At 42.6% G+C, this 22,026-nt stretch carries 18 protein-coding genes; 16 read left to right on the top strand and 2 right to left on the bottom strand.

The genetic code is table 11. The annotated features are described in order from the left end of the window. Positions 1–15: 15 nt before the first annotated feature. Positions 16–1,344 carry a TrkH family potassium uptake protein gene (locus GPDM_RS15225; protein WP_008432768.1) on the bottom strand — a complete coding sequence of 443 codons (1,329 nt, stop codon included), beginning with the start codon at positions 1,342–1,344 and terminating at the stop codon, positions 16–18. Between the two features lie 213 nt (positions 1,345–1,557). On the opposite strand from GPDM_RS15225, the gene GPDM_RS15220 reads away from it, so the two are divergent. The 13 genes from GPDM_RS15220 to GPDM_RS15155 all read left to right on the top strand — a co-directional run bounded on the left by GPDM_RS15220 (position 1,558) and on the right by GPDM_RS15155 (position 17,826). Continuing rightward, positions 1,558–2,406: a MurR/RpiR family transcriptional regulator gene (locus GPDM_RS15220; protein WP_008432766.1), complete on the top strand. Its 849-nt coding sequence runs from the start codon at positions 1,558–1,560 to the stop codon at positions 2,404–2,406. A 132-nt stretch (positions 2,407–2,538) separates the two neighbouring features. Beyond that, the gene (gene murQ / locus GPDM_RS15215; RefSeq protein ID WP_008432764.1) at positions 2,539–3,423 is read left to right on the top strand and encodes an N-acetylmuramic acid 6-phosphate etherase; all 885 of its coding nucleotides are present in this window, start codon (positions 2,539–2,541) and stop codon (positions 3,421–3,423) included. Positions 3,424–3,447: 24 nt separating this feature from the next. Next, positions 3,448–4,827 carry a PTS transporter subunit EIIC gene (locus tag GPDM_RS15210; protein ID WP_008432762.1) on the top strand — a complete coding sequence of 460 codons (1,380 nt, stop codon included), beginning with the start codon at positions 3,448–3,450 and terminating at the stop codon, positions 4,825–4,827. A gap of 48 nt (positions 4,828–4,875) precedes the next feature. Next, complete coding sequence (locus GPDM_RS15205; protein ID WP_008432760.1) at positions 4,876–5,928, top strand: DUF871 domain-containing protein; 1,053 nt, start codon at positions 4,876–4,878, stop codon at positions 5,926–5,928. Positions 5,929–6,516: 588 nt separating this feature from the next. Beyond that, on the top strand, positions 6,517–8,148 hold the full coding sequence (locus GPDM_RS15195) for a serine hydrolase domain-containing protein (RefSeq protein WP_008432757.1): 1,632 nt from the start codon (positions 6,517–6,519) through the stop codon (positions 8,146–8,148). Between the two features lie 15 nt (positions 8,149–8,163). Then, positions 8,164–10,269 carry a glycoside hydrolase family 3 protein gene (locus GPDM_RS15190; protein ID WP_008432756.1) on the top strand — a complete coding sequence of 702 codons (2,106 nt, stop codon included), beginning with the start codon at positions 8,164–8,166 and terminating at the stop codon, positions 10,267–10,269. A gap of 18 nt (positions 10,270–10,287) precedes the next feature. Further along, the gene (locus tag GPDM_RS15185) at positions 10,288–11,541 is read left to right on the top strand and encodes an exo-beta-N-acetylmuramidase NamZ family protein (protein WP_008432754.1); all 1,254 of its coding nucleotides are present in this window, start codon (positions 10,288–10,290) and stop codon (positions 11,539–11,541) included. A 623-nt stretch (positions 11,542–12,164) separates the two neighbouring features. Further along, the gene (gene nagE, locus GPDM_RS15180) at positions 12,165–14,075 is read left to right on the top strand and encodes an N-acetylglucosamine-specific PTS transporter subunit IIBC (protein WP_008432752.1); all 1,911 of its coding nucleotides are present in this window, start codon (positions 12,165–12,167) and stop codon (positions 14,073–14,075) included. A 63-nt stretch (positions 14,076–14,138) separates the two neighbouring features. Further along, positions 14,139–15,308, top strand: a complete 1,170-nt coding sequence (gene nagA / locus GPDM_RS15175; RefSeq protein ID WP_008432750.1) for an N-acetylglucosamine-6-phosphate deacetylase — start codon at positions 14,139–14,141, stop codon at positions 15,306–15,308. After that, positions 15,305–16,045 carry a glucosamine-6-phosphate deaminase gene (nagB, locus tag GPDM_RS15170; protein ID WP_008432749.1) on the top strand — a complete coding sequence of 247 codons (741 nt, stop codon included), beginning with the start codon at positions 15,305–15,307 and terminating at the stop codon, positions 16,043–16,045. Before nagA ends, nagB begins: the two co-directional genes overlap by 4 nt. Before the next feature lie 5 nt (positions 16,046–16,050). Next, positions 16,051–16,773, top strand: coding sequence for a GntR family transcriptional regulator (locus GPDM_RS15165; protein ID WP_008432747.1), 723 nt, complete (start codon positions 16,051–16,053; stop codon positions 16,771–16,773). A 19-nt stretch (positions 16,774–16,792) separates the two neighbouring features. After that, a complete protein-coding gene (locus tag GPDM_RS15160) occupies positions 16,793–17,062 on the top strand; it encodes a phosphocarrier protein HPr (RefSeq protein WP_008432745.1) in 270 nt (89 codons plus the stop codon). A gap of 29 nt (positions 17,063–17,091) precedes the next feature. Then, positions 17,092–17,826, top strand: coding sequence for an SIS domain-containing protein (locus tag GPDM_RS15155; protein ID WP_008432743.1), 735 nt, complete (start codon positions 17,092–17,094; stop codon positions 17,824–17,826). Between the two features lie 434 nt (positions 17,827–18,260). Here the strand turns inward: GPDM_RS15155 and GPDM_RS15145 are convergent, their stop codons facing one another. Further along, positions 18,261–18,857 (bottom strand): YdhK family protein, encoded by a 597-nt coding sequence (locus GPDM_RS15145; protein ID WP_008432740.1) that lies wholly within the window; start codon positions 18,855–18,857, stop codon positions 18,261–18,263. 134 nt (positions 18,858–18,991) lie between these two features. Between GPDM_RS15145 and GPDM_RS15140 the strand changes: the two genes are divergently transcribed. The 3 genes from GPDM_RS15140 to GPDM_RS15130 are packed head-to-tail and all read left to right on the top strand — an operon-like array spanning position 18,992 to position 22,007. Then, positions 18,992–19,930, top strand: coding sequence for a F510_1955 family glycosylhydrolase (locus GPDM_RS15140; RefSeq protein ID WP_008432733.1), 939 nt, complete (start codon positions 18,992–18,994; stop codon positions 19,928–19,930). A 27-nt stretch (positions 19,931–19,957) separates the two neighbouring features. After that, on the top strand, positions 19,958–21,346 hold the full coding sequence (locus GPDM_RS15135) for a sensor histidine kinase (protein WP_008432731.1): 1,389 nt from the start codon (positions 19,958–19,960) through the stop codon (positions 21,344–21,346). Next, positions 21,339–22,007, top strand: a complete 669-nt coding sequence (locus GPDM_RS15130; protein ID WP_237704170.1) for a response regulator transcription factor — start codon at positions 21,339–21,341, stop codon at positions 22,005–22,007. Before GPDM_RS15135 ends, GPDM_RS15130 begins: the two co-directional genes overlap by 8 nt. The last annotated feature ends 19 nt before the right edge of the window (positions 22,008–22,026 follow it).

Below are 22,026 nucleotides of genomic sequence, written 5' to 3'. Positions count from 1 at the left end.
CGANCGTTTTTGTGTTCACCCCGTAAATACCGGATCATAAGGATAGCGGTAATTTTCTTTGCGAGGTTTCATTAAGATAAAGAACAAGGTTAATGGGCCAATACGGCCTGTGAACATGACAATACTGAGTAAAACTTCGCCAATGCTTGTCATGTCTCCGCTAATGCCCATCGACAAGCCGACAGTTCCAAACGCTGAGACGACTTCAAACGCTAAAGGCAAGAACGGAATCTTTTCGGTAACGGTCAATAGGAACAAGAAAAAAACAACGAGCAAGACGCTAATCGTCGTGATGGCAAGCGACCGAATGACGGTTTCTAGCCGAATAGAACGGCCGAAAATTTCCGGTTCTCTCCGTGACCGCAAAAAAGAAATAGTTGCTAAAATGACGACGATAAACGTGGTCAACTTAATGCCCGAAGCAGTGGAAGCACTGCCGCCGCCAATAAACATCAACAGCATTGTGAACAACAAAGTCGGGTCTTCAAGTGCGCCGTAGTCCAGCATGTTGAATCCAGCAGTTCGTGGCGTCACGGCACTAAAATAAGACGTCACCAGTTTATCAAACAACGACATATTGCCGAGCGTTCCCGGATTATTGTATTCCAATAGGAAGAACACCAACATGGCTAAGCTATTTAAAATTAAGGTACCGCCTACCATTAACTTCGTGTGCAATGCCCACCGGCGAAATGATTTCTTTTGTGCAACATCCATAACGACTGTGAAACCAATGCCGCCGATAATAAACAAGGAAGAAATCAATATCGTCACCAGTGGATCGCCAGCAAAACTGATCATGTTGTCAGGGAATAAAGAAAACCCTGCATTATTAAAAGCAGAGATGACATGAAAAATGCTGTAATTGAGTGCATCTTTAAAACCAAATTGGGGGATCCAGTAAATGGTCAAAAGGATGGTTGCGACAGCTTCTACCGTTAAAGCAAACGTCAAAATCAATTTGACGAGCTTGACGATGCCACCAATTGAACTTTGGGTGAACGATTCCTGCAGGTAAATTCGACTTTGAAGTCCCACTTTTTTGCGGAATAAAATAAGAATCGCGACCGCAAACGTCATCAAGCCAATACCGCCGCATTGAATAAGCACAAGAAGAACCAATTCCCCAAAAGCAGTCAGCACAGTACCTGGATCAAAGACACTTAGTCCAGTCACAGTCGTAGCGGACGTAGCCGTAAACAAAGCATCCGTCCAAGAAATCGGCCGGGTCGTAGCGGACGGTAGCTTCAAAAGTAAAGTCCCCACAAAGATCAAAAACAAAAAACTACCAGCAATCACTAACGGCGGCGAAACAGTCAACCGCTTTTTTTTCCAGGACCGCATTCCAGACACTTCCTCATACTATCGAAGTAAAATATGAGCCTACTCTATTCCTGTTTAATGAAACTGTCAACAAAATAAATAGCGGGTTGCTAAAAAAAATCTCTAAAATTAATCACTATTTACACAAAAAATTCGTGTATGCTATATAAGTTGAACAAAAGAGTTTAAGATAATACATACAGCGCACACTAACAGAAATACAGGAGGTTACAAATGACTTCTTTACGACAGAAAATCGAACAAGCGCTTTCAGAGTTATCGGAAGCAGAGCGTCGCATTGGAGAATACGTTCTTGGGAATTCTGAAGCGGTTCCGCATATGACGACAAAAGAACTTTCAAAAAAAGCAGCTGTGAGTGAAGCAACCATTATTCGCTTTTGTAAGTCCATCGGTATTGGGAGCTATAAATCGTTTAAACTTGCTTTGATGAAAGACTTAACTTTAACAGACACAAGTTTAACGGATTTTTCAGTGTTGAATAAAAAAGACTCACCATATGACCTTTTTCATAAAGTGATTCAAGTAAACAAATCAGCCATTGAATCTTGTGCCGATTCATTAGATCGTAAAGAGTTAACAAAAGCGGTAGATGCAATTCGTGATGCACGAAAAATCGTATTTTTTGGTGTAGGGGGTTCTTCGACAGCTGCTGTTGATGCGCAATACAAATTTACGAAACTTGGGTATCATTCAATTACTTCATTGGATTTTCATCATATGCTTTCTGTAATTCCACATTTAACAGAAAAGGATGTTTTCGTTGCTATTAGTACGTCTGGTAAAACAAAAGATGTGCTAGAACTTACTCGGTTTGCTCAAAGAAAAGGCGCGACCGTTATTGCCATCACGACGCTGAGTAAATCTCCATTATACAAAGAAGCGGACATTCACTTGTGTACACCAAACGTTGAACAAGATTTTCGCATTGGCAGTCTTGCTTCACGTATGACGCAATTGACAGTGATTGATACCTTGTATTTGAGTATTTTCCATCATATTGGAGAAAATGTATTGCAGCAATATTATGATGCACGCGGTGAAATGGAGCGTTTGAGAAGGTAAGAGTCGATAATTCGGCTCTTTTTTTATATTCTTTATGAAATTAAAATTCATATTTTATTCAAAATATATTGACATTAAGTTTCTTAAGGATAGAATTAAGACAAGAAATCAATGTAAAGAAGAGGTGAGCTGATGCTGGAGAATTTGTCCACAGAAAAACGTAACAATCACACCATGAAAATGGATGAAATGTCAGTGCTAGAAATATTGAAAACGATGAACGAAGAAGACAAAAGTGTTCCAGGGATCATTGAAAACGAATTGGCGAGCATTGAAGAAGCAGTCGAAAAAGTCATTAATTCCTTTAAGAAACAAGGCAGATTGATTTATATTGGCGCTGGAACGAGCGGTCGCTTAGGAATTTTGGATGCAGTTGAATGTGTGCCGACTTTTGGTGTCTCCCCAGATCAAGTTGTTGGGATTATTGCAGGTGGTGCAGAAGCGATAAAGACAGCCATAGAAGGCGTAGAAGATAGTCGTCAATTCGGCCAAGAAGATTTGGAAGCGATTTCCTTAACGGCAGATGATACAGTTGTGGGCATTGCAGCAAGTGGCCGCACCCCTTATGTTATCGGGGCACTTCAATACGCTAAACAAATTGGTGCAGCGACAGTTGCAGTTTCCTGCAATAAACAATCGGAGATTAGTGAATATGCCGATACAGCAATCGAAATCGAAACGGGTGCAGAAGTATTAACGGGATCTACTCGTCTAAAAGCCGGAACTGCTCAAAAGCTCGTGCTAAATATGATTTCAACAGCAGCAATGATTGGTGTAGGAAAAGTTTATGGGAATTTGATGGTAGATGTCCAAGCCACGAATGCAAAACTCATTGAACGGTCAAAGCGTATTATTATGGATGCAACGCAAGTCGATTATGAGGCGGCAGAACATTTTTACGAAAAAGCTGACGGTCATGTGAAGACGGCAATTGTCATGAGTTTACTAGATTGCACTAAAGAACAAGCCATAGAAAAACTAGAAGTAGCAGGTGGATTTGTTCGCAAAGCTTTATAACATTTAGGGGAGCGGAGGGGTTGTATGAAAAAGGAACAACAAATGGCAAAGGATATTCTCGGAAAAATTGGGGGCAAAGAGAATATCAACCAAGTAGCACATTGCATGACGCGATTGCGCTTATCGATTAAAGATGACAGCAAAGTAAATCTCAATGAACTCAAGCGTGTAGATGGGGTAATGGGTGTTGTCGAAGACGATACGCTTCAAATTGTTGTAGGTCCGGGAACTGTCAACAAAGTAGCTGCTGAAATCAGTAACGAAACCGGACTAGCGATCGGTGAAATGGCCGACGTAAATGAAGACGATATGGATTTCACCGAAAAAGCAGCTTTGAAACAAGCTAAAATAAAAGAAAAGAATAAAACGCCATTCAAATTGTTTTTGCGTCGCGTCGGTAATATTTTCATTCCGTTAATTCCAGGTTTAGTAGCTTCAGGAATTATTAACGGAGCAGCTAACTTCGCGAAGAATGCGGGTGTCGATGCGACTGAAACATGGATGCAGATTTTATTATTGCTCGGCAGCACTGTATTTGCGTACTTAGCTATTTTAGTTGGGTGGAACACAGCGAAAGAATTTGGCGGAACGCCGGTGCTTGGCGCGATTGCTGGGGGAATTTTGTTTAATCCGATGTTAGCAGATATCGTGATTTACGGAGAACCTTTAGTTGTCGGTAGAGGTGGCTTGTTTGGTGTCATTTTTGCCGCTTGGTTGATGACTTTTGTTGAGAAAAATGTTCGTAAAGTGATGCATAGTTCGGTCGATATTTTATTTACACCACTAATTACATTATTAATCGTAGGATTTTTCGCTCTTTATGCGATTGTGCCAGTCGCCGGTGTTTTATCAGATGGCATTATGACCGTATTAACTTCTGTACTTGATGTTGGTGGGGCATTAGCGGGCGCGGTTCTAGCAGGATTCTTCTTGCCACTTGTTATGCTTGGATTGCATCACGGCTTAACACCTATTCACTTAGAATTAATGAACACTGTAGGAACGACAGCGTTACTGCCGATTTTGGCAATGGCAGGAGCGGGTCAAGTTGGGGCAACGATTGCAGTATTTGTGAAAACAAAAAATCAACGATTAAAGAACATCATTAAAGGCGCCTTACCTGTTGGATTCTTAGGTATTGGAGAACCTTTACTTTACGGTGTGACTTTACCACTTGGACGACCATTTATCACAGCGTGCATGGGAGCTGCATTTGGAGGTGCGTTCCAAGCAGTTATGCATACAGCAGCTCTTGGAATCGGAGTATCTGGTATTTCATTGATTCCTTTAATAGCTGAAAGTAAATATGTTTGGTACTTTGTCGGATTGGTTGTTGCGTACATTTTTGGATTTATTTTCACCTATCTGTTTGGATTCAAAGAAGAGATGGCAGAAGGTATTTAAAAAAAAGGAGAGAAATCTCCCTTTTTTTTATTCAGAGGAGCTGACAAAATGCTTGGAATTTCGGTGTATTTGGGGGACGAATCGTTTCCGCAATTAAAGCCATATATTGAACGAGTGAGCAAGATTGGATTTACCTCTATTTTTACTTCACTCCATATTCCAGAGGACAACCCGAACCTCTATAAAGAACGATTGCAGCAACTAGGAAACTGGGCGCAGCAATTTAAAATGGAGTTAGTAGCGGATATTGCGCCGCAATCTTTGGCTCACCTTGGCTTTGATTGGCACAATACAGAAGGTTTGTTGGACTGGGGTGTGACGGGCTTACGAATAGATTATGGAGTCGATGATAAAATAATTGCTAATTTGTCACGTAAGATGAAAATCGCATTAAATGCCAGCACATTAACAAAAGAGGGACTTGTTGCACTGATGGAATCAGGACTGCAGAAAGATAGTGTGGAAATGTGGCATAACTTCTATCCACGACCAGAAACCGGGTTAGATTCTATAGAATTTGTCAAAACAAATCTATGGTTGAAAAGCGAAGGCTTGACGGTAATGGCTTTTATCCCAGGAGATGAAGTGCTTAGAGGTCCTTTGTACAAAGGATTACCAACTTTAGAGGAACATCGAGATGTGTCACCTTTTGCAGCTTATTTACATTTAAAAGGCAACGGGGCAGTAAATAAAGTGCTGGTTGGTGACATTACGCTCAGCGAGAAAAGCTTGAAGCAATTCGAGGCATTGGGGCAAGGGGTCATTATACTAAGAGCAAAGAACTTCTTGAAGATGGACGAAATACCGGTTCAAACCAATCGATGGGATGCCGCTCGGGACTGCATTCGGTCAGTGGAATCTTGGCAATACGGCTTAATCGGTACGCATTTACTGAAACCGGAAAACACCATTTCTCGAAGTAAAGGCAGCATTACGGTGGATAATGAACAGTACGGTCGCTATAGAGGCGAGCTGCAAATTACGAAAAGAGATTTGCCAGCTGATGATAAAGTAAATGTGATTGGCAAAGTGATAGAAGAAGATCTAGCGCTACTAGCATACATTAAAGGCGGAGTTAAATTTCAAATAGAATGGATTTGAAGAGGAATTTAGGCTATTCAAACTGTAGAGTAACTCGAACTAGTCGAGCTAGCTGCAGTTTTTTTGTGGAGAAATTTTGCTAGGTAGTGAGTGGGAGATGGATACGCGCGTTTGGCGTGGAATATGCGCGGTGCGAGGGTGGATACGCGCGTTCCGCGAAACTTATGCGCGTTCCAGCAAAAATACGCGCGACCTCGGGGCTTATGCACGTTCCAACGAGAATACGCGCGGTGCGGGAGAGGTTATGCGCGGTCCTTGGAAAATACGCGCGGTCCAGCAGAAATACGCGTGGAGGCGGAAATTACCCACGATGCTGAGAAAATATGTACTCTTTCTTTTGGAGACAAGAGATATAGAGAACATCTAATCACAAAGTGTTTGATTGCAATGAAATTAAATTTCTTTAAAATCGTTACTTTTTAATCAGTAAAATTTCATTCAAGTAAGTAATTGGAAATGGAGTTATAAATATAATATTCGGAATATATTGTAAATACAGCTCCATTGTTGGATAGGAACTTGGTAAAGCTTTCGGTACCCTTAAAGAATAAAGGCTGTGCATCATAAAAATGAATTTGGAGGGATAGCATGAAAAAAGGGTTAAGTCTCAAAGCAGCAGCAATTGCTGCAATTGTACTAGTACTACCTTTAAGTCATCCAACACCTACGGCAGCTACTTCAGTTAAGCAATGGGATTCACCAACCCCATTATCTTCAGTACTACATAAAGGATCTGCACAAAGTTCAGGACTAATCAAAGAACCGTTAGAGCAAATTGATGGACTGATGAATACAGCGGTAGAAAATGGTACGGCACCGGGCATCGTTACTTTTGCCACCAAAAGTGGACATATTGTTAAACACGACGCTTATGGCTATGCCGCTCTGTATAAAGATGATAAGCGAACAGAAATGGAAAACCCTGTCGCCATGACAAAAGAGACGATATTTGATATTGCGTCAATTAGCAAAATCTTTACAACTACAGCTGCAATGATATTGTACGAAGATGGTTTTTTCCAGCTAGATGATCCAGTCAGCATGCATTTGACAGCGTTTGCAGAGAATGGCAAAGAAGACGTAACGATTCGACAGTTGATGACACATACTTCTGGATTTACTTCATGGGTGCCAATCTATCAGCAGAAAGGAGGACGTGAAGAACGAATTGACTATGTATTGAATTACCCTCTTAGCAATTCACCTGGAACTACGTATAAATACAGTGACCTTAATTTAATTACGTTGGGGGCGTTGGTTGAAAAGTTTTCAGGTATGCGTCTGGATGAATTTATTAGCAAAGAACTAACAGGTCCACTGGGTATGAAAGATACGATGTACAACCCGCCGGCTTCACTAAAACATCGAATTGCGGCAACGGAATATCAGCCGGCCATTGGTAGAGGAATGGTGTGGGGAGAAGTTCATGACGAAAATGCATGGTCACTTGATGGCGTTGCGGGTCATGCCGGCGTGTTTTCCACGGCGCTAGACTTAGGCAAGCTGGCACATATGTTTTTGAATGACGGCAAATACGCAGGACAACAAATTTTGAAAAAAGAAACAGTCCGCATGCTAGAAACCAATCAACTTCCCGAATTTCCAGGGTCTGACCACGGGCTAGGTTGGGAGTTAAATCAAGGCGGGTATATGGATGCATTATCCGATTCGACTTCATTTGGTCACACTGGTTATACCGGGACAAGCATTGTTATCAATCGTGCCAATCACACAACGGCTATTTTGTTAACAAATCGCGTGCACCCTACAAGAGCGACCGTATCAACGAACTTCATTCGTCGGGACTTCGCACGGAAAGTTGCCGATGCCATTGCCATTCCTATAAAAAATCAAGAAAAAGCATGGTTTGCAGGATATGGAGACACGCAAAATCGTCAAATGACGATTGCTGTAGAAGGGGCGTCTTCAATTCATTTTGAAGCATGGCATCGCATTGAACAAAATTCGGATTTCGGCTATGTCGAAACATCAGCCGATGGTGAAAACTGGAGCGAACCGTTGCTTCAATTAACAGGGAATAGCGAACACTGGACAAATTATCAATTGAACTTGCCTGAAGAAACGCAGTTTGTTCGTTTTCGTTACGTCACGGATAATTCGGTTAATGGCCGCGGATTATACGTGAGAAATTTGGCTGCCGATAATGAAAAACTAGAACCTATGAAGAGTCACAATGAGTGGATCTTGCGCAAGTACTAATTAGGAGGCTGGAAAATGAACAACGTGAAAAAAATGTTATTATTGCCGATGTTAATCACCACATTGATCGTTTCTTCATTGTATGCAGGAGCAGATAAAGCAGCAGCAGAAAGTTTCGTTACAGATTTAGTCATTCTTCAAAACGTTCCTGAAGTTGAAGCGGGCACGGTTAACGACAGCCTTCAGCTTAAAGCATTGCATCTTGCCGATAAAGGACATTATCAGCTCACCACAACTAATCTAAGTTGGCATTCTACAAACAAAACCGTCGCGACAGTCGATTCAACTGGACTTGTTTCGATAGCAGACAAACCAGGAAAGACAGTTGTCCAAGTTACAGATGGGAAGTACACAGATAAAATTGCCATCCACGTAAAGCCGGATGCTAAAAATAAAGGAGAAAAAGGCAAACCGACGTTTACGGCTTCTGTTATCAAGGAAAGTGGCGATCGCTACCAATTAATCGATCACGCAATCGAACAAATGACCATGGAAGAAAAAGTTGGCCAAATGTTAATGCCTGATTTTAGAAAATGGAATGGACAGAATGTCACCTCTTTGTTGCCTGAAATCGAACAATTGGTGAAAAAATACCATCTAGGCGGCGTTATTTTATTCCGTGAAAACGTAGTAACTACGGAACAAACCACTAAATTGGTCAATAATTATCAACAGGCGGCTGAAAAGCATAACTTGTTAATGACGATTGACCAAGAAGGTGGAATTGTCACTCGTTTGCAGTCCGGTACCGACATGCCTGGCAATATGGCACTTGGTGCTACGCGTTCAGCAGAGGTTACTCAAAATGTAGGACGAGCAATTGGAGAAGAATTATCAGCACTTGGCATCAATATGAACTTTGCTCCTTCATTCGATATTAATAACAATCCAGATAATCCCGTTATAGGCGTTCGTTCTTTCGGGGAAAAGCCAGAACTTGTTGCTGAGCTAGGCGTTGCTTATACAAAAGGGCTGCAACAAACAGGAACAGCTGCGACTGCCAAGCATTTTCCAGGGCATGGAGATACAGCGGTAGACTCACATCTTGGTTTGCCGTCTGTACCTTACGATTTGGAACGGTTGAAAGCTGTCGAATTGTACCCTTTCCAAAAAGCCATGGAAGCTAATATTGATGCCATCATGACCGCTCATGTAACATTCCCAAAAATTGACGATACTAAAGTCATTTCACAAAAAGATGGCACAGAAATCAATTTGCCAGCGACGCTTTCTTATAAAGTTTTGACAGAGTTAATGCGAGAAGATATGGGCTATGAAGGCGTTATTTTTACCGATGCACTTAATATGCAAGCGATTGCAGATCATTTTGGTCCAGTAGATGCGGTAATTCGTGCAGTAAACGCTGGAACTGATATTGTCCTAATGCCAGTTGGACTCGAGCAAGTGGCAACAGGTCTTTATGAAGCAGTTCGTTCAGGTGAAGTAACAGAAGAACGTATTGACGCATCTGCTAAACGCATTCTAAGTTTAAAAATGAAACGGAGTATTTTGAAAGAAGAATCACCCGTTTCATTAGAGGAGAAAACAGCAAATGCATTACAAGTAGTTGGCTCTGAAGAACATAAAAAAGTAGAAAAAGAAGCTGCTGAAAAATCCATTACTTTAGTAAAAAATGAAAGTGTACTGCCTTTATCACCAACTGCTGAAGAGTTATTAGTAGTAGTTGGTAATTCCTCTTCAACAGAATTATATGAAGAAATAAAATTAAAACACGATCGAACGGTTTGGATCGAATCCACAAAACCCTTAACAGAAAATCAGTTAGAAACGATTAATACAGCAAAAGTCGTAATTGTTGGAACCTCCACATCATCACTATCGCAACGTTCACCAGAGAGCGATCAAATGAAATTAGTCAATCAAGTAATCGCTGAATCACAAGTACCCGTAGTTGGGGTAGCCATCCGAAATCCTTACGATATCATGGCATACCCCGAAATTGATGCCTACTTGACGCAATATAGTTTCCGTACGGCAAGCTATAAGGCAATGGCCGCGGCAATAATGGGTGAGTTAAACCCTACAGGTAAACTGCCGGTCACGATTCCAAATCTAACTGGAGAAATACTTTATGAGTATGGACATGGCGTAAATTATTAATCATAAGGAGGAAAAGTAATGAAAAAAGGGATAGCATTATTGACAACGATTTTATTAGTACTAACTTCTTTATCCATTGCGTTTGCGGACCATGACAATGGCAATGGGAAATCAAAAGACAATCGGAAAGCTCATAAAGATATCAAACTTGGCGTCGAAGTATTACTAGAAGAACAAAAAGAATTGATAATTGGAAAAAATGTCGGGTTAATTACCAATCCTACAGGTGTTGATCAGGAACTAAACAGCATTGTCGATTTGTTAAACAACGATCCGGAAATTAATTTGACTGCATTATATGGACCAGAGCACGGTGTACGAGGAGATGCGCAGGCAGGGCAGTACGTTGATTATTATATTGATGAAGTAACCGGGTTACCTGTCTATAGTCTTTATGGAAAAACGCGTAAGCCATCGCCTGAAATGCTCGAAGGCATAGAAGTGTTAATCTTTGATATTCAAGATGTGGGAGCGCGATTCTATACGTATATTTATACTATGGCTTTAGCGATGGAAGCAGCACAAGAGCAAGGCATTCCATTTATCGTACTAGATCGACCGAACCCGCTTGGCGGCACAAAAGTAGAAGGGCCAGTGTTAGACCTAGCGTATGCTTCGTTTGTTGGTCAATACGCCATCCCTCTTCGTCACGGAATGACCGTTGGAGAACTTGCAGAATTTTTTAATGAAGAAATTGAAATTGGCGTAGACTTAACAGTTGTAAAAATGGAAGGATGGCAACGACAATCTTATTATGACGAGACGGGTCTGGAGTTCGTACCACCGTCACCTAATATGCCGACACTCGATACCGCTTTGGTGTATCCAGGAACGGCATTGATCGAAGGAACAAATGCCTCAGAAGGACGTGGCACCACAAAGCCTTTCGAATATATAGGCGCACCTTTCATTAATAGTACGGAACTTGCACAAGAACTAAATGCGTTGCAACTACCAGGAGTTAGTTTCCGCGCAACTTCTTTTACGCCGGCGTTTTCTAAACATGTTGGAAAGTTATCGCATGGTGTTCAAGTTCATGTCACCGATCGAGAAGCTTATCTTCCAATAGAGACAGGATTGCACATAGTCAAAACTATTTATGATCTGTATCCAGATCAACTACAATTAACTTCATTCTTCAATAATTTGATAGGGAATGAATGGATCAGTAACGGGATAAAAGAAGGAATGACCGTAGAAGAAATGAAAGAGCGTTGGCAAGGAGAGTTAAAAGAGTTTAAAAAAGTTAGAAGAAATTACTTATTGTATTAAACATTGAAGAAGCAGCGCAAAGGAGAGTAGATGTCCTTCAGCGTTCTGCTTCTTTTTTGCTATTCGACGATTAGTTCGTCGACAAGGAATAACTGAAAGCGAGTTATTGGCTGAAAAAATGATGAAATCCCCTGAATTTTTCTTGGGGATTTTAAGTAGCAGTTTGATATGCGCGTTCCGGTGAGAATATGCGCGGTCCAGCAGAAATACGCGCGTTCCGCGAAACTTATGCGCGGTCCAGCAGAAATACGCGCGACCTCGGGGCTTATGCACGTTCCAACAAGAATACGCACGGTGCGAAAGAGGTTATGCGCGGTCCTTGGAAAATACGCGCGTTGAGCGAAGCTTATGCGCGCCCCGCAAATTCTACGCAAAAACCCCAACCCCAATTACACAAAAAAGCACGGCAGAAAAACCTGCCGTGCGCTCAAAGCCAACCTTCAAGTCATACAAATTAGCGCGCTGTACGTGTAGATAAGTAAAAAAGGGCGTAGACACTAGAGTTTATTGATAGTTAGAAGAAAACGCTTACTTTATTTTAAGAAATTCTTAAATTGGTATAGACAACTATACCGATTGTGTTTATAGTGAAAATTAAGAATATATAAAAGGGGTGGAAATTTATGTTCAGTTTTCTACAAAAAATAGGGAAATCGTTAATGTTCCCGATCGCTACATTGCCAGCCGCAGCGTTATTGCTACGTTTTGGACAAGACGACATGCTTGGCATTCCGTTTATGTCAGCTGCCGGTGCCGGAATTATCGATAACTTGGCAATTATTTTTGCAATCGGTATTGCCATGGGTCTCGCTCATGATGGGAACGGTGGAGCAGCTTTGGCAGGTGCTGTCGCTTATCTTGTTTTAACTTCAGCCATCGTCACGATTAACGATACGATTAATATGGGGGTTTTCGCCGGGATTATATCCGGTATCGTCGGCGGTCTTTTGTACAATAAATTCTACAATGTGAAATTCCCGCAATGGCTCGCGTTCTTCGGGGGGAGACGATTTGTGCCGATCGTTACCGCAGCGACGATGACGATTTTAGCGGGTGTTCTTGGGTACGCATGGCCACCAATTCAAGAAGGTCTTGATAGTGCGGGAGAATGGATTTTAAATGCCGGGATGTTCGGCGTAGGAGCTTACGGGTTCTTAAACCGTTTGTTGATTCCAACAGGATTACACCATGTAATCAACACAGTTGTATGGTTTGATTTTGGAACATTCACGGATGCCTCTGGAGAAGTGGTGCGCGGGGAAATTAACCGTTTCCTAAAAGGCGATCCAACAGCAGGACCATTTTTATCTGGATTCTTCCCAATTATGATGTTCGGTTTACCAGCAGCATGTCTTGCGATGTATGCGGCTGCTAAAAAAGAACGTAAAGCAGTTGTTGGCGGGATGCTGTTCAGTATCGGATTTACTTCATTTTTAACAGGGATCACAGAACCAATTGAATTCACGTTCATGTTCTTGTCTCCTCTATTATATGTGATTCATGCTCTACTCACGGGTGTGTCAATGATGGTTTCTTATGCATTAGATATTCATCACGGTTTCGGTTTTTCTGCCGGAGCGATTGACTATGTGCTCAATTATGGTCTCGCAACAAATCCGTTATTGCTTCTAGTCGTTGGACTGGGTATAGGAATCATTTACTTTGTGATCTTCTACTTCTTGATTATCAAACTGGACTTGAAAACACCAGGTCGTGAAGAAGAAGACGAAGATGGCGCAGAAAATGCAGGAACAGGCAATAATGCAGTGGACGTTCGTGCATACCACACAATTGAAGGACTGGGCGGCGTTGATAATATCGTTGCAGTCGATTATTGCACGACGCGTCTTCGTTTGACAGTTAAAGATTCAGACCGTGTAAACGAAAAAGAATTAAAACGCCATGGTGCGATGGGCGTTATGAAAATAAATAAAACAAATGTTCAAGTGGTAATCGGAACTGCAGTAGAATTTTTAGCAGATGCGATGAAGCCACGTCTAGCGAATGGCAATCCTGCACCTAGTGATTTATCAGTGGTAGAAGAAGAAAAAACAAACGAAGCAGCGGCAGTACAAGCGATTGCTGCGAAAGATTTTGAAATGCCAATTCAAGGGGACATCATTCCATTGTCTGAAGTGCCGGATGAAGTATTTGCAACAGGCATGATGGGGCAAGGGTTTGCGATTATGCCAACTGGCAACATTCTTTATTCACCAGTAGACGGTCGTATTGTTAGTGTGTTCCCAACAAAGCACGCCATTGGTATTCAAACAGATACAGGAGTCGACCTGTTAATCCATGTTGGTTTGGACACGGTTAAATTAAAAGGTCAAGGCTTTGAAACATTAGTAGAACAAGACACATTCGTGCAACGCGGAGATGCTTTGTTGAAACTAGATCTGGAATTCTTAAAAGCAAATGCACCTTCGATTGCGACACCGGTCATTTTTACAAACTTAACGGAACAAAAAGTGACGATGATAAAAGACGGCTTCCAAGAACAAGGAACAGCTTCCATATTGAAAGTCGAATAACTAAAGCTGAAAACCAGGGACATCCGCCGAGATCTTCCTGGTTTTTCGCAAGGAGTGGTCCAAATGAAGAATAGTTTATTGATTTCAGGCATCACCATTGCGGATGCTAACGAAGAAAGCTTTGTAGGAGATATCTTAATAGAAGATGGACAAATCACACGCGTTGCTGAAAAGCTTGAGGTACAAGCAGATAGCTATGTCGATGCAACCGGTAAAAAGTGGACGGCGTTGCCAGGTTTTATTGATATCCATATTCACGGAGCTGCTGGACATGATGTGATGGACAGTACACCTGAAGCACTGAACGGCTTGGCCGCTGCATTGCCAAAAGAAGGCACGACAAGTTTTCTTGCGACGACGATGACGCAAACGGATGAGGCAATCTCAGCAGCGCTGAAAAACATTCAAGCGTTTGACGCACAAGAAGGTCAGGCAGAAATGCTGGGTGTTCACTTAGAAGGTCCGTTTATTTCCGACAAACGCGCAGGCGCACAACCGATTGAACACATTGTGACTCCGTCTTTGCCGCTATTTAATAAATGGCAAAAGCTAAGCGGCGATCAAATTCGTGTGGTGACCATGGCTCCAGAGACAGCAGATGACTCAACGTTCATCAAAAGTTTAGCAGATGAGGGAGTAACGATTTCGATTGGACATTCAAACGCTACCTTTGAAGAAGTGCAAAAAGCTGTACGCAGCGGAGCAAAACATGTGACGCATCTTTACAACCAAATGAGTCCGCTTCACCACCGCAATCCTGGCGTAGTCGGTGCGGCATTGTTAGAAGACGATTTGTCAGTAGAAGTGATTGCCGATTTTATTCACAGTCATCCGTCTGCTGTTGAACTGGCTTTTCGTCAAAAAGGAGCAGAACGCTTAATCCTTATTACAGATGCGATGCGTGCGAAAGGGTTGTCTGCAGGCGTTTATGATTTGGGCGGTCAAGATGTGCAGGTAACTGAAAAAGATGCGCGACTTGCTGATGGCACATTGGCGGGCAGTATTTTAACGATGGAAAAAGCGGTTCAAAATGTCCAGTCGATTACGCGTTGCGGTTTGAATGAGCTAGTGGCGATGACTTCTGCTAACGCAGCGGCGGCACTCGGGCTTTCAAACAAAGGCAAGCTACAAGCTGGTATGGACGCAGATATAGCGATTGTCGATGACAGCTTTACTGTTCAACTGACGATTTGCAGAGGAACGATTGCTTATAAGAAGGAGAATCGAGTATGAAACTAATACGTGTCGAAAACTACGAAGAGATGAGCAGCAAGGCGGCAGAGTTAGTAGAACAACAAATTTTAGAAAATGATCATTCGGTGCTCGGGCTTGCAACGGGTTCGACACCGCTTGGTCTTTATGAAAACCTTATTCAAGGCGTCAAAGAACGTGGGATTTCGTATCAGAACGTTCATACCGTAAACTTGGACGAATACAGAGGGTTAGCAGGAACTCATCCAAACAGCTACCGTTATTTTATGAATAAAAAACTGTTTGGTCATATTGATATAAAGTTAGAAAACACGCATATTCCGGATGGAAAAGCAAAGTCAGTTGAAGCAGAATGCGCACGTTACGAAGCGTTGATTCATGAAATTGGACCACCTGATTTGCAAATTCTCGGCATGGGAATGAACGGACATATCGGCTTTAATGAACCGGGTACCCCAGAAAAAAGTTTGACGCATTGCGTATCGCTTGATCCCTCGACACGAAACAGCAATGCCCGTTTTTTCAGTGACCGCGATGAAGTGCCGACCCATGCAATTACGATGGGGATTGAGTCGATTTTAAAAAGCAAACAAATTCTCGTTTTGGTTTCTGGGAAAAACAAAGCGCAAGCAGTCAAGCGGTTGTTGGCAGGACGGATTAGTGAACAGTTTCCAGCGTCGTTTTTATGGAAACACAATCATGTTACACTAATTGTGGATAAGGAAGCATATAGCTTGGTAGCGGCAAACGAGGAGTGATCACAGTGCTGGACAAACAATCGCCAATTCCGATTTACATTCAAATAGAAGAACAGTTGAAACAGCAAATTCAGCAAGGAGATTTTTTAGTAGGGACGGCGATTCCATCAGAGCGGGAGTTGACCGAGTATTTTGGCGTCAGCCGGATGACGGTGCGCCAATCGGTTACAAACTTAGTTAATGAAGGTTTGCTGTATCGAGAAAAAGGCCGGGGCACATTTGTGGCATCTCCTAAAGTAGAGCAGCCGTTGAACGGCTTGACGAGTTTCACAGAAGACATGCTAGCTCGCGGTATGACCCCGAGCAATAAAATCATCGGCTTTGAAATTTTAGAACCTGAAGCTGACGTTGCAGCCGATTTGCAGTTGGCAGATGGTGAAAAAGTTTACTTTATCGAACGGATCCGATTTGCCGATGACAAGACCATGGCCATCGAACGGACCTATTTGCCGGTCGAACGCTTTCCAGGCTTACACCGGGATTTGCTACAAGGATCGCTATATGCGATGATAGAAAACAATCAGCAGCTGAAAATCAGTCATGCCACCCAGCGGATGGAAGCCGGAATGGTCAAAAAAGATGATGCCGAACTGTTACAAATTGATGTGCCAGCCGCTATCTTAATGATTGAACGTATCAGCTATTTAGATGGCGATGTGCCATTTGAATTGGTGCGCAGTACGTACCGAGCAGATCGCTATAAATTCACCACCGAAATCAAACGTTAATCAAAAAGGAGAAATGGACATGATTGAAAAAAGTTATACAATTACAAGCGACGAAGGGCTTCACGCACGTCCGGCATCAAAATTAGTAGGCGCAGTATCACCATTTGCGGCTGAAGTAAAAATGCTTTATAAAGAAAAAGAAGTAAACTTAAAATCAATTATGGGCGTCATGTCACTTGGCGTTTCAAAAGGCAACACAGTTAAAATTACAGCTGACGGCAGCGATGAAGAATCATTGATGGCGAAAGTAGACGAACTAATTATTGCTGAAGGACTTGGGGAAGCATAAGAACCTATCTGATGTGGAGTTGAGTCATGATGTTAAAAAGCTATTTCCAGCAAGCACATGAACGTCTAGCGCTTGTCGAAAATAATGAAACCGAAGCGATGCTGTCGGCTGCTAAAAAAGTTGCAACTGCTATCCAATCGGGTGGCATTATCCAATTATTTGGTTGTGGGCACTCGCATATTTTAACGGAAGAAGTATTTTACCGTGCTGGTGGCTTGGTGCCGATCAAGCCGATTTTTGTGGAACCGTTAATGTTACACGAAGGAGCTGTCCAATCATCTCAGCTCGAGCGTCAAAATGACTATGCAGCGAGTTTCTTGAAAGACCAGGATTTTCGAAAAGACGATGTGGTGTTTGTTATTTCAACATCTGGCCGCAATCCAGTGCCGGTAGACGTAGCTCTAGCGGCGCATGAAAAAGGCGCATATGTGATTGGCATTACCTCGCTTTCGTATTCTGGCAGTCAAACTTCGCGACACAGTAGTGGTAAACATCTATTCAATGCAGTAGATTTGGTAATCGACAATCATTCTGTTGCAGGTGACGCAGTCTTATCATACGAAGGCGTGGACGTTCGATTCGGTCCTACCTCAACGGTTATTGGCGCCACAATTTTGAACGCCATTTTCGCACAAGCGATTCAGGAAATGGCGGATGCTGGATGTGCGCCACCGGTGTTTTTGAGTGGCAATATCGATGGCTCCGACGAACACAATCAAAACTTAATCGACACGTACAGTGAGCGAATTTCGTTGCTGTCGTAAAGGTTAGGTTTTAGCGCACGGCAGATTTTTCTGCCGTGCTTTTTTGTGTAATTGGGGTGTTGGGTTTTGCGGGTTTTTGGGGGGGCGCGCGTAATTTTGCTGGAGCGCGCGTATTTTTCCAGGCCCGCGCATAAGCACCGCTCACCCGCGCGTATTTTCGTCGGAGCGTGCGTAAGCTCCCCGCGCGCGCGTATTTCGCCGGGACCGCGCATAAGCACCGCCCACCCGTGCGTATTTTCGTCGGAGCGTGCGTAAGCTCATCGCGCGCGCGTATTTCGTCAGGACCACGCATAAGTTTCGCGGAGCGCGCGTATTTTCCCGGGACCGAGCATAAGCACCGCCCACCCGTGCGTATTTCCCCAGAACCGCGCATAATTCTCCCAACAAAGCACAAAAAAATCCCCTGCACAAAAAAGCGCAGAGGATTTCATCATTTATTCAGCAGATAACTCGCTTTCAGTTATCCATTTATGATTAACTACTTCGTCACCACTATCGGTAGTGGTAAAGTCGACCATGTAAACGGTTGTTTCTTCAGCAGTGTCGATTGTTGCAGTCGCTCCGTCCATGCCTTCCATATGATCTGCGGCAATTACCGCTTCATCGCCAGCTGCAAGGGGCATGTCACCTGCATCTTCTAATTCTTCGTGGATAACCCATTTGTGATTTTCGACAGGGTCGCCGCCTGTAGTTGGTATAAAGCTCAATGCATACACGGTTGTATCATAGGCGCCAACGATTGTCGCTTTAGCACCGTTCATTCCTGGCATATGATCAGCAGTGATCGTCGCTTGGCTACCAACTTCAAATGTTGGACTATCTGCTTCTGCTAAGCCTTTTGGCACTTCACCAGAACTAGAATGATCCATATCGCCGTGCCCCGCATCGTCATCTTTTTCGTCATTTGTTTGCACGTGCGTATCTGGGTCTGCTGGGTTCATATCTTCTTTTTCTTCTGTATCACTGCAAGCAGCTAATGTGATTGCCGTTAAAGCTGACATTGTAAGTAGCAAAAATTTCTTTTTAATCATCTATATCCCTCTTTCATTCTTGTAGTAAATGTACTGTACCCGCTAATTGTGCAATTGCTGTGCAGAATCTGCACCAAAACTCAAAACTTTTCCTGTACAATGAAATCTAAATAATGAATCGGAGGATGAATATAATGAAAACAAGATGGATATTAACTCCTTTAATGACTGGGTTGCTACTTGTTGGATGTGCACCGAGCGAAGAGTCCGATACATCAACTGCCGAAACCGATGATAATTCGGAGGAATTAGTAGTGGCATTTGATGGTCGCTTAGATCATGTCCATGGCATGGGCTATATTGAAAATGAAAAAGGTTTGTACTTTGCATCGCACAACGGCTTACGAATTTACCGCTATGGCGAGTGGTTAGAAGCAACCGAACATGCAAATGATTACATGGGATTTAACACAGTAGCGGATGGTTTTTATACATCTGGTCATCCAGGACCAAACTCCATGATGCAAAATCCGATTGGAATCCAAAGAAGTATAGATGGTGGTCGTTCGCTCGATCATTTAGGCTTTGAAGGCGAAACGGATTTTCACCATATGGCGGTTGGTTATCGCAGCCATCATCTATTTGTCATGAATCCTCAAGAAAATTCACAGCTAAACGCAGGGTATTTTCGCAGTGAAAATGATGGAGAAGAATGGCAACAAGTCAATGGATCTGGACTAGCAGGCGAAGTGTCAGCTTTTGCAATGCACCCAAGTGATTCGCAATTAATTGCTGCAGCTTCAGCTGAAGGCGTGTTTTTATCAAAAGATGGTGGAGATAGCTTTTCATCATTGACAGAAAATGGTGTTTTCGGAACAGCGGTGTTTTTCAATGAAGAGTCGTTGTATTACGCAACGTACGATTCACAAGCAGAGCTCATCAACTATACGTTAGAAACAGCCAATACGCAATCAATCGAGTTGCCTGATTTACCGGAAGATGGAGTTATATTCATCGCTCAAAACCCTCTCCAAGAAGAACAGCTCGCCATTTACACAGCAGCCGGTCACGCATTTACTTTTGAAGAAGGTAACTGGAAACAAATTTTAAACGCTGGACAAATAGAGCAATAAAAAAGTTAGATAACAGCGGAGGTCCTTATGTTTAATAAACTTTCTTTGAAAATCGGTATGTTATTTTTTATCTTTATCTTAATTATTCAAGCGTTCTTGTTTGCGACGTTATATGTGACATTAGTCAATGAACGAGTCGACAGAGTATTGGATAGTTTGTTGGCACGAGGTGAAACGCATAGCGAAGTGTTGGCTGATAGTTTTGAGGAAGTGACGTTGAAACACGTCGGCATGATGGAAGCGGCTACTAACTTTATCGTCGTCATTACAGATGCGTCAGGAGAGATTTTGGTGAATTCGGATGCGTTAGAGCCAGAAATGCTAGCGGTTCTTCAACATACAGATTTTAAAAAGGTATCTACAAAAGGTGAAATTGTTGAAGAAGATTGGAAAACAAAGCGTTATATCGCGACCGATAGCCCGATTACAATTGATGGGCAGCACGCGGGGCATGTCTTTATGTTTTCCCCAACTGACAATATTGAGCGCGTGGTTGGACATTTAAAAAATCAATTTTTGTTAGTAGCATTGATCGCCTTAGTATTAACAATTATTACGATTTTATTGTTGTCACGTTTTATTACCTTGCCGTTAATTCGTATGAAAGAAGCGACAGAGCAGTTAAGCCAAGGCAACAATCAAGTCGATTTATCAAATGAACGAAATGATGAACTGGGTGAATTAGCCAATGCGATTACGAAGTTATCGACAGACCTCGATCGGTTGAAAAAGGCGCGCAATGAATTTTTGTCGAGTATTTCACATGAATTGCGAACACCGCTAACCTATATTAAAGGTTATGCAGATATTTTGGAACGTGGGGATACAACAGAGCGAGAACGCGAAGAATACTTGAGCATCATTCGCGAGGAAACCGCTCATTTAACGTCTTTAATTGGTAATTTATTTGATTTGGCTAAATTGGATCGCAATCAGTTTGCAATTGAACAAAAGAAAGTCTCGATTGCTGAGTTATTAAATTCGGTTGCTCTTTTAGTGAAACCGGCATTTGAGGAAAAACAAATCACTTTGTCGGTTCAGTGCAGTGAAGACTTGCAGGCGTATGTCGATTCTGAACGCATTCAACAAGTGTTGCTTAACATTTTAGATAATGCCCGTAAGCACTCGTTTTCAGGCAGCGACGTGAGGATTACATGCACTGAGGAAGAAAACAAAATCGCGATTCGAATTCGTGACGAGGGGCAAGGCATACCGGAAGACGAGCTGCCATTTGTTTTTGACCGTCTTTACCGTGTGGAGAAATCGAGATCACGTGAACGAGGGGGTTCAGGGCTAGGTTTAGCGATTGCTAAAGAAATCGTCGAATCACACGGTGGACAGATCAACATCGACAGCCAAGTTGGCGAAGGAACGACTGTGACGGTTCGCTTGAAAAGAGGTGGAGACCATTCATAAAGTATTGTTAGTGGATGATGAAAAACGAATGCTTGATTTAGTTGCCCTTTATTTGCGGCCACATCACTACGTTTGTACAAAAGCAGCTAATGGTTATCAAGCTTTGGAGTTATTAAAAAAAGAATCTTTTGATTTGGTGTTGCTAGATATTATGATGCCCGATATGGATGGCTGGGAAGTGTGTCGAGACATTCGCAAATTTTCGGATATCCCAATCATTATGTTAACAGCTCGCGAGCAACAAGAAGACGTGGTCAAAGGGTTACGCCTCGGAGCAGATGATTACATGACTAAGCCTTTTGGCGAAGAAGAATTGCTTGCACGCATGGAAGCTGTGTTGCGTCGAAGTGCGCCTGCCAGACGAATCGAATTTAGAGGGCTGCTTTGGGACGAAGAAGGTTTTGAGTTGAGTTATGAACAAAAATCGATTCGTCTCACCCCAAAAGAATTTTCAATGCTTGGTCTGTTAATGAAAAATCCGAATAAAGTATTCGAACGCGACCGGTTATTAGAATTAGTATGGGGCTACGACTCGGAAACTGAAGGACGAACAGTCGATTCGCATGTCCGCAACATTCGCGAAAAAGTTCGCCAAGCAGGCTTTCCCGTCGACGATCATTTTTTAACAGTATGGGGAATTGGCTATAAATGGGTCCATTAAAAAACCACTGCAGATTTTT

Source organism: Planococcus donghaensis MPA1U2 (assembly GCF_000189395.1).
GTDB classification, from domain to species: domain Bacteria; phylum Bacillota; class Bacilli; order Bacillales_A; family Planococcaceae; genus Planococcus; species Planococcus donghaensis_B.
Note: the sequence above shows the minus strand (reverse complement) of the source record. Positions and strands in the feature narration are given on the sequence as shown.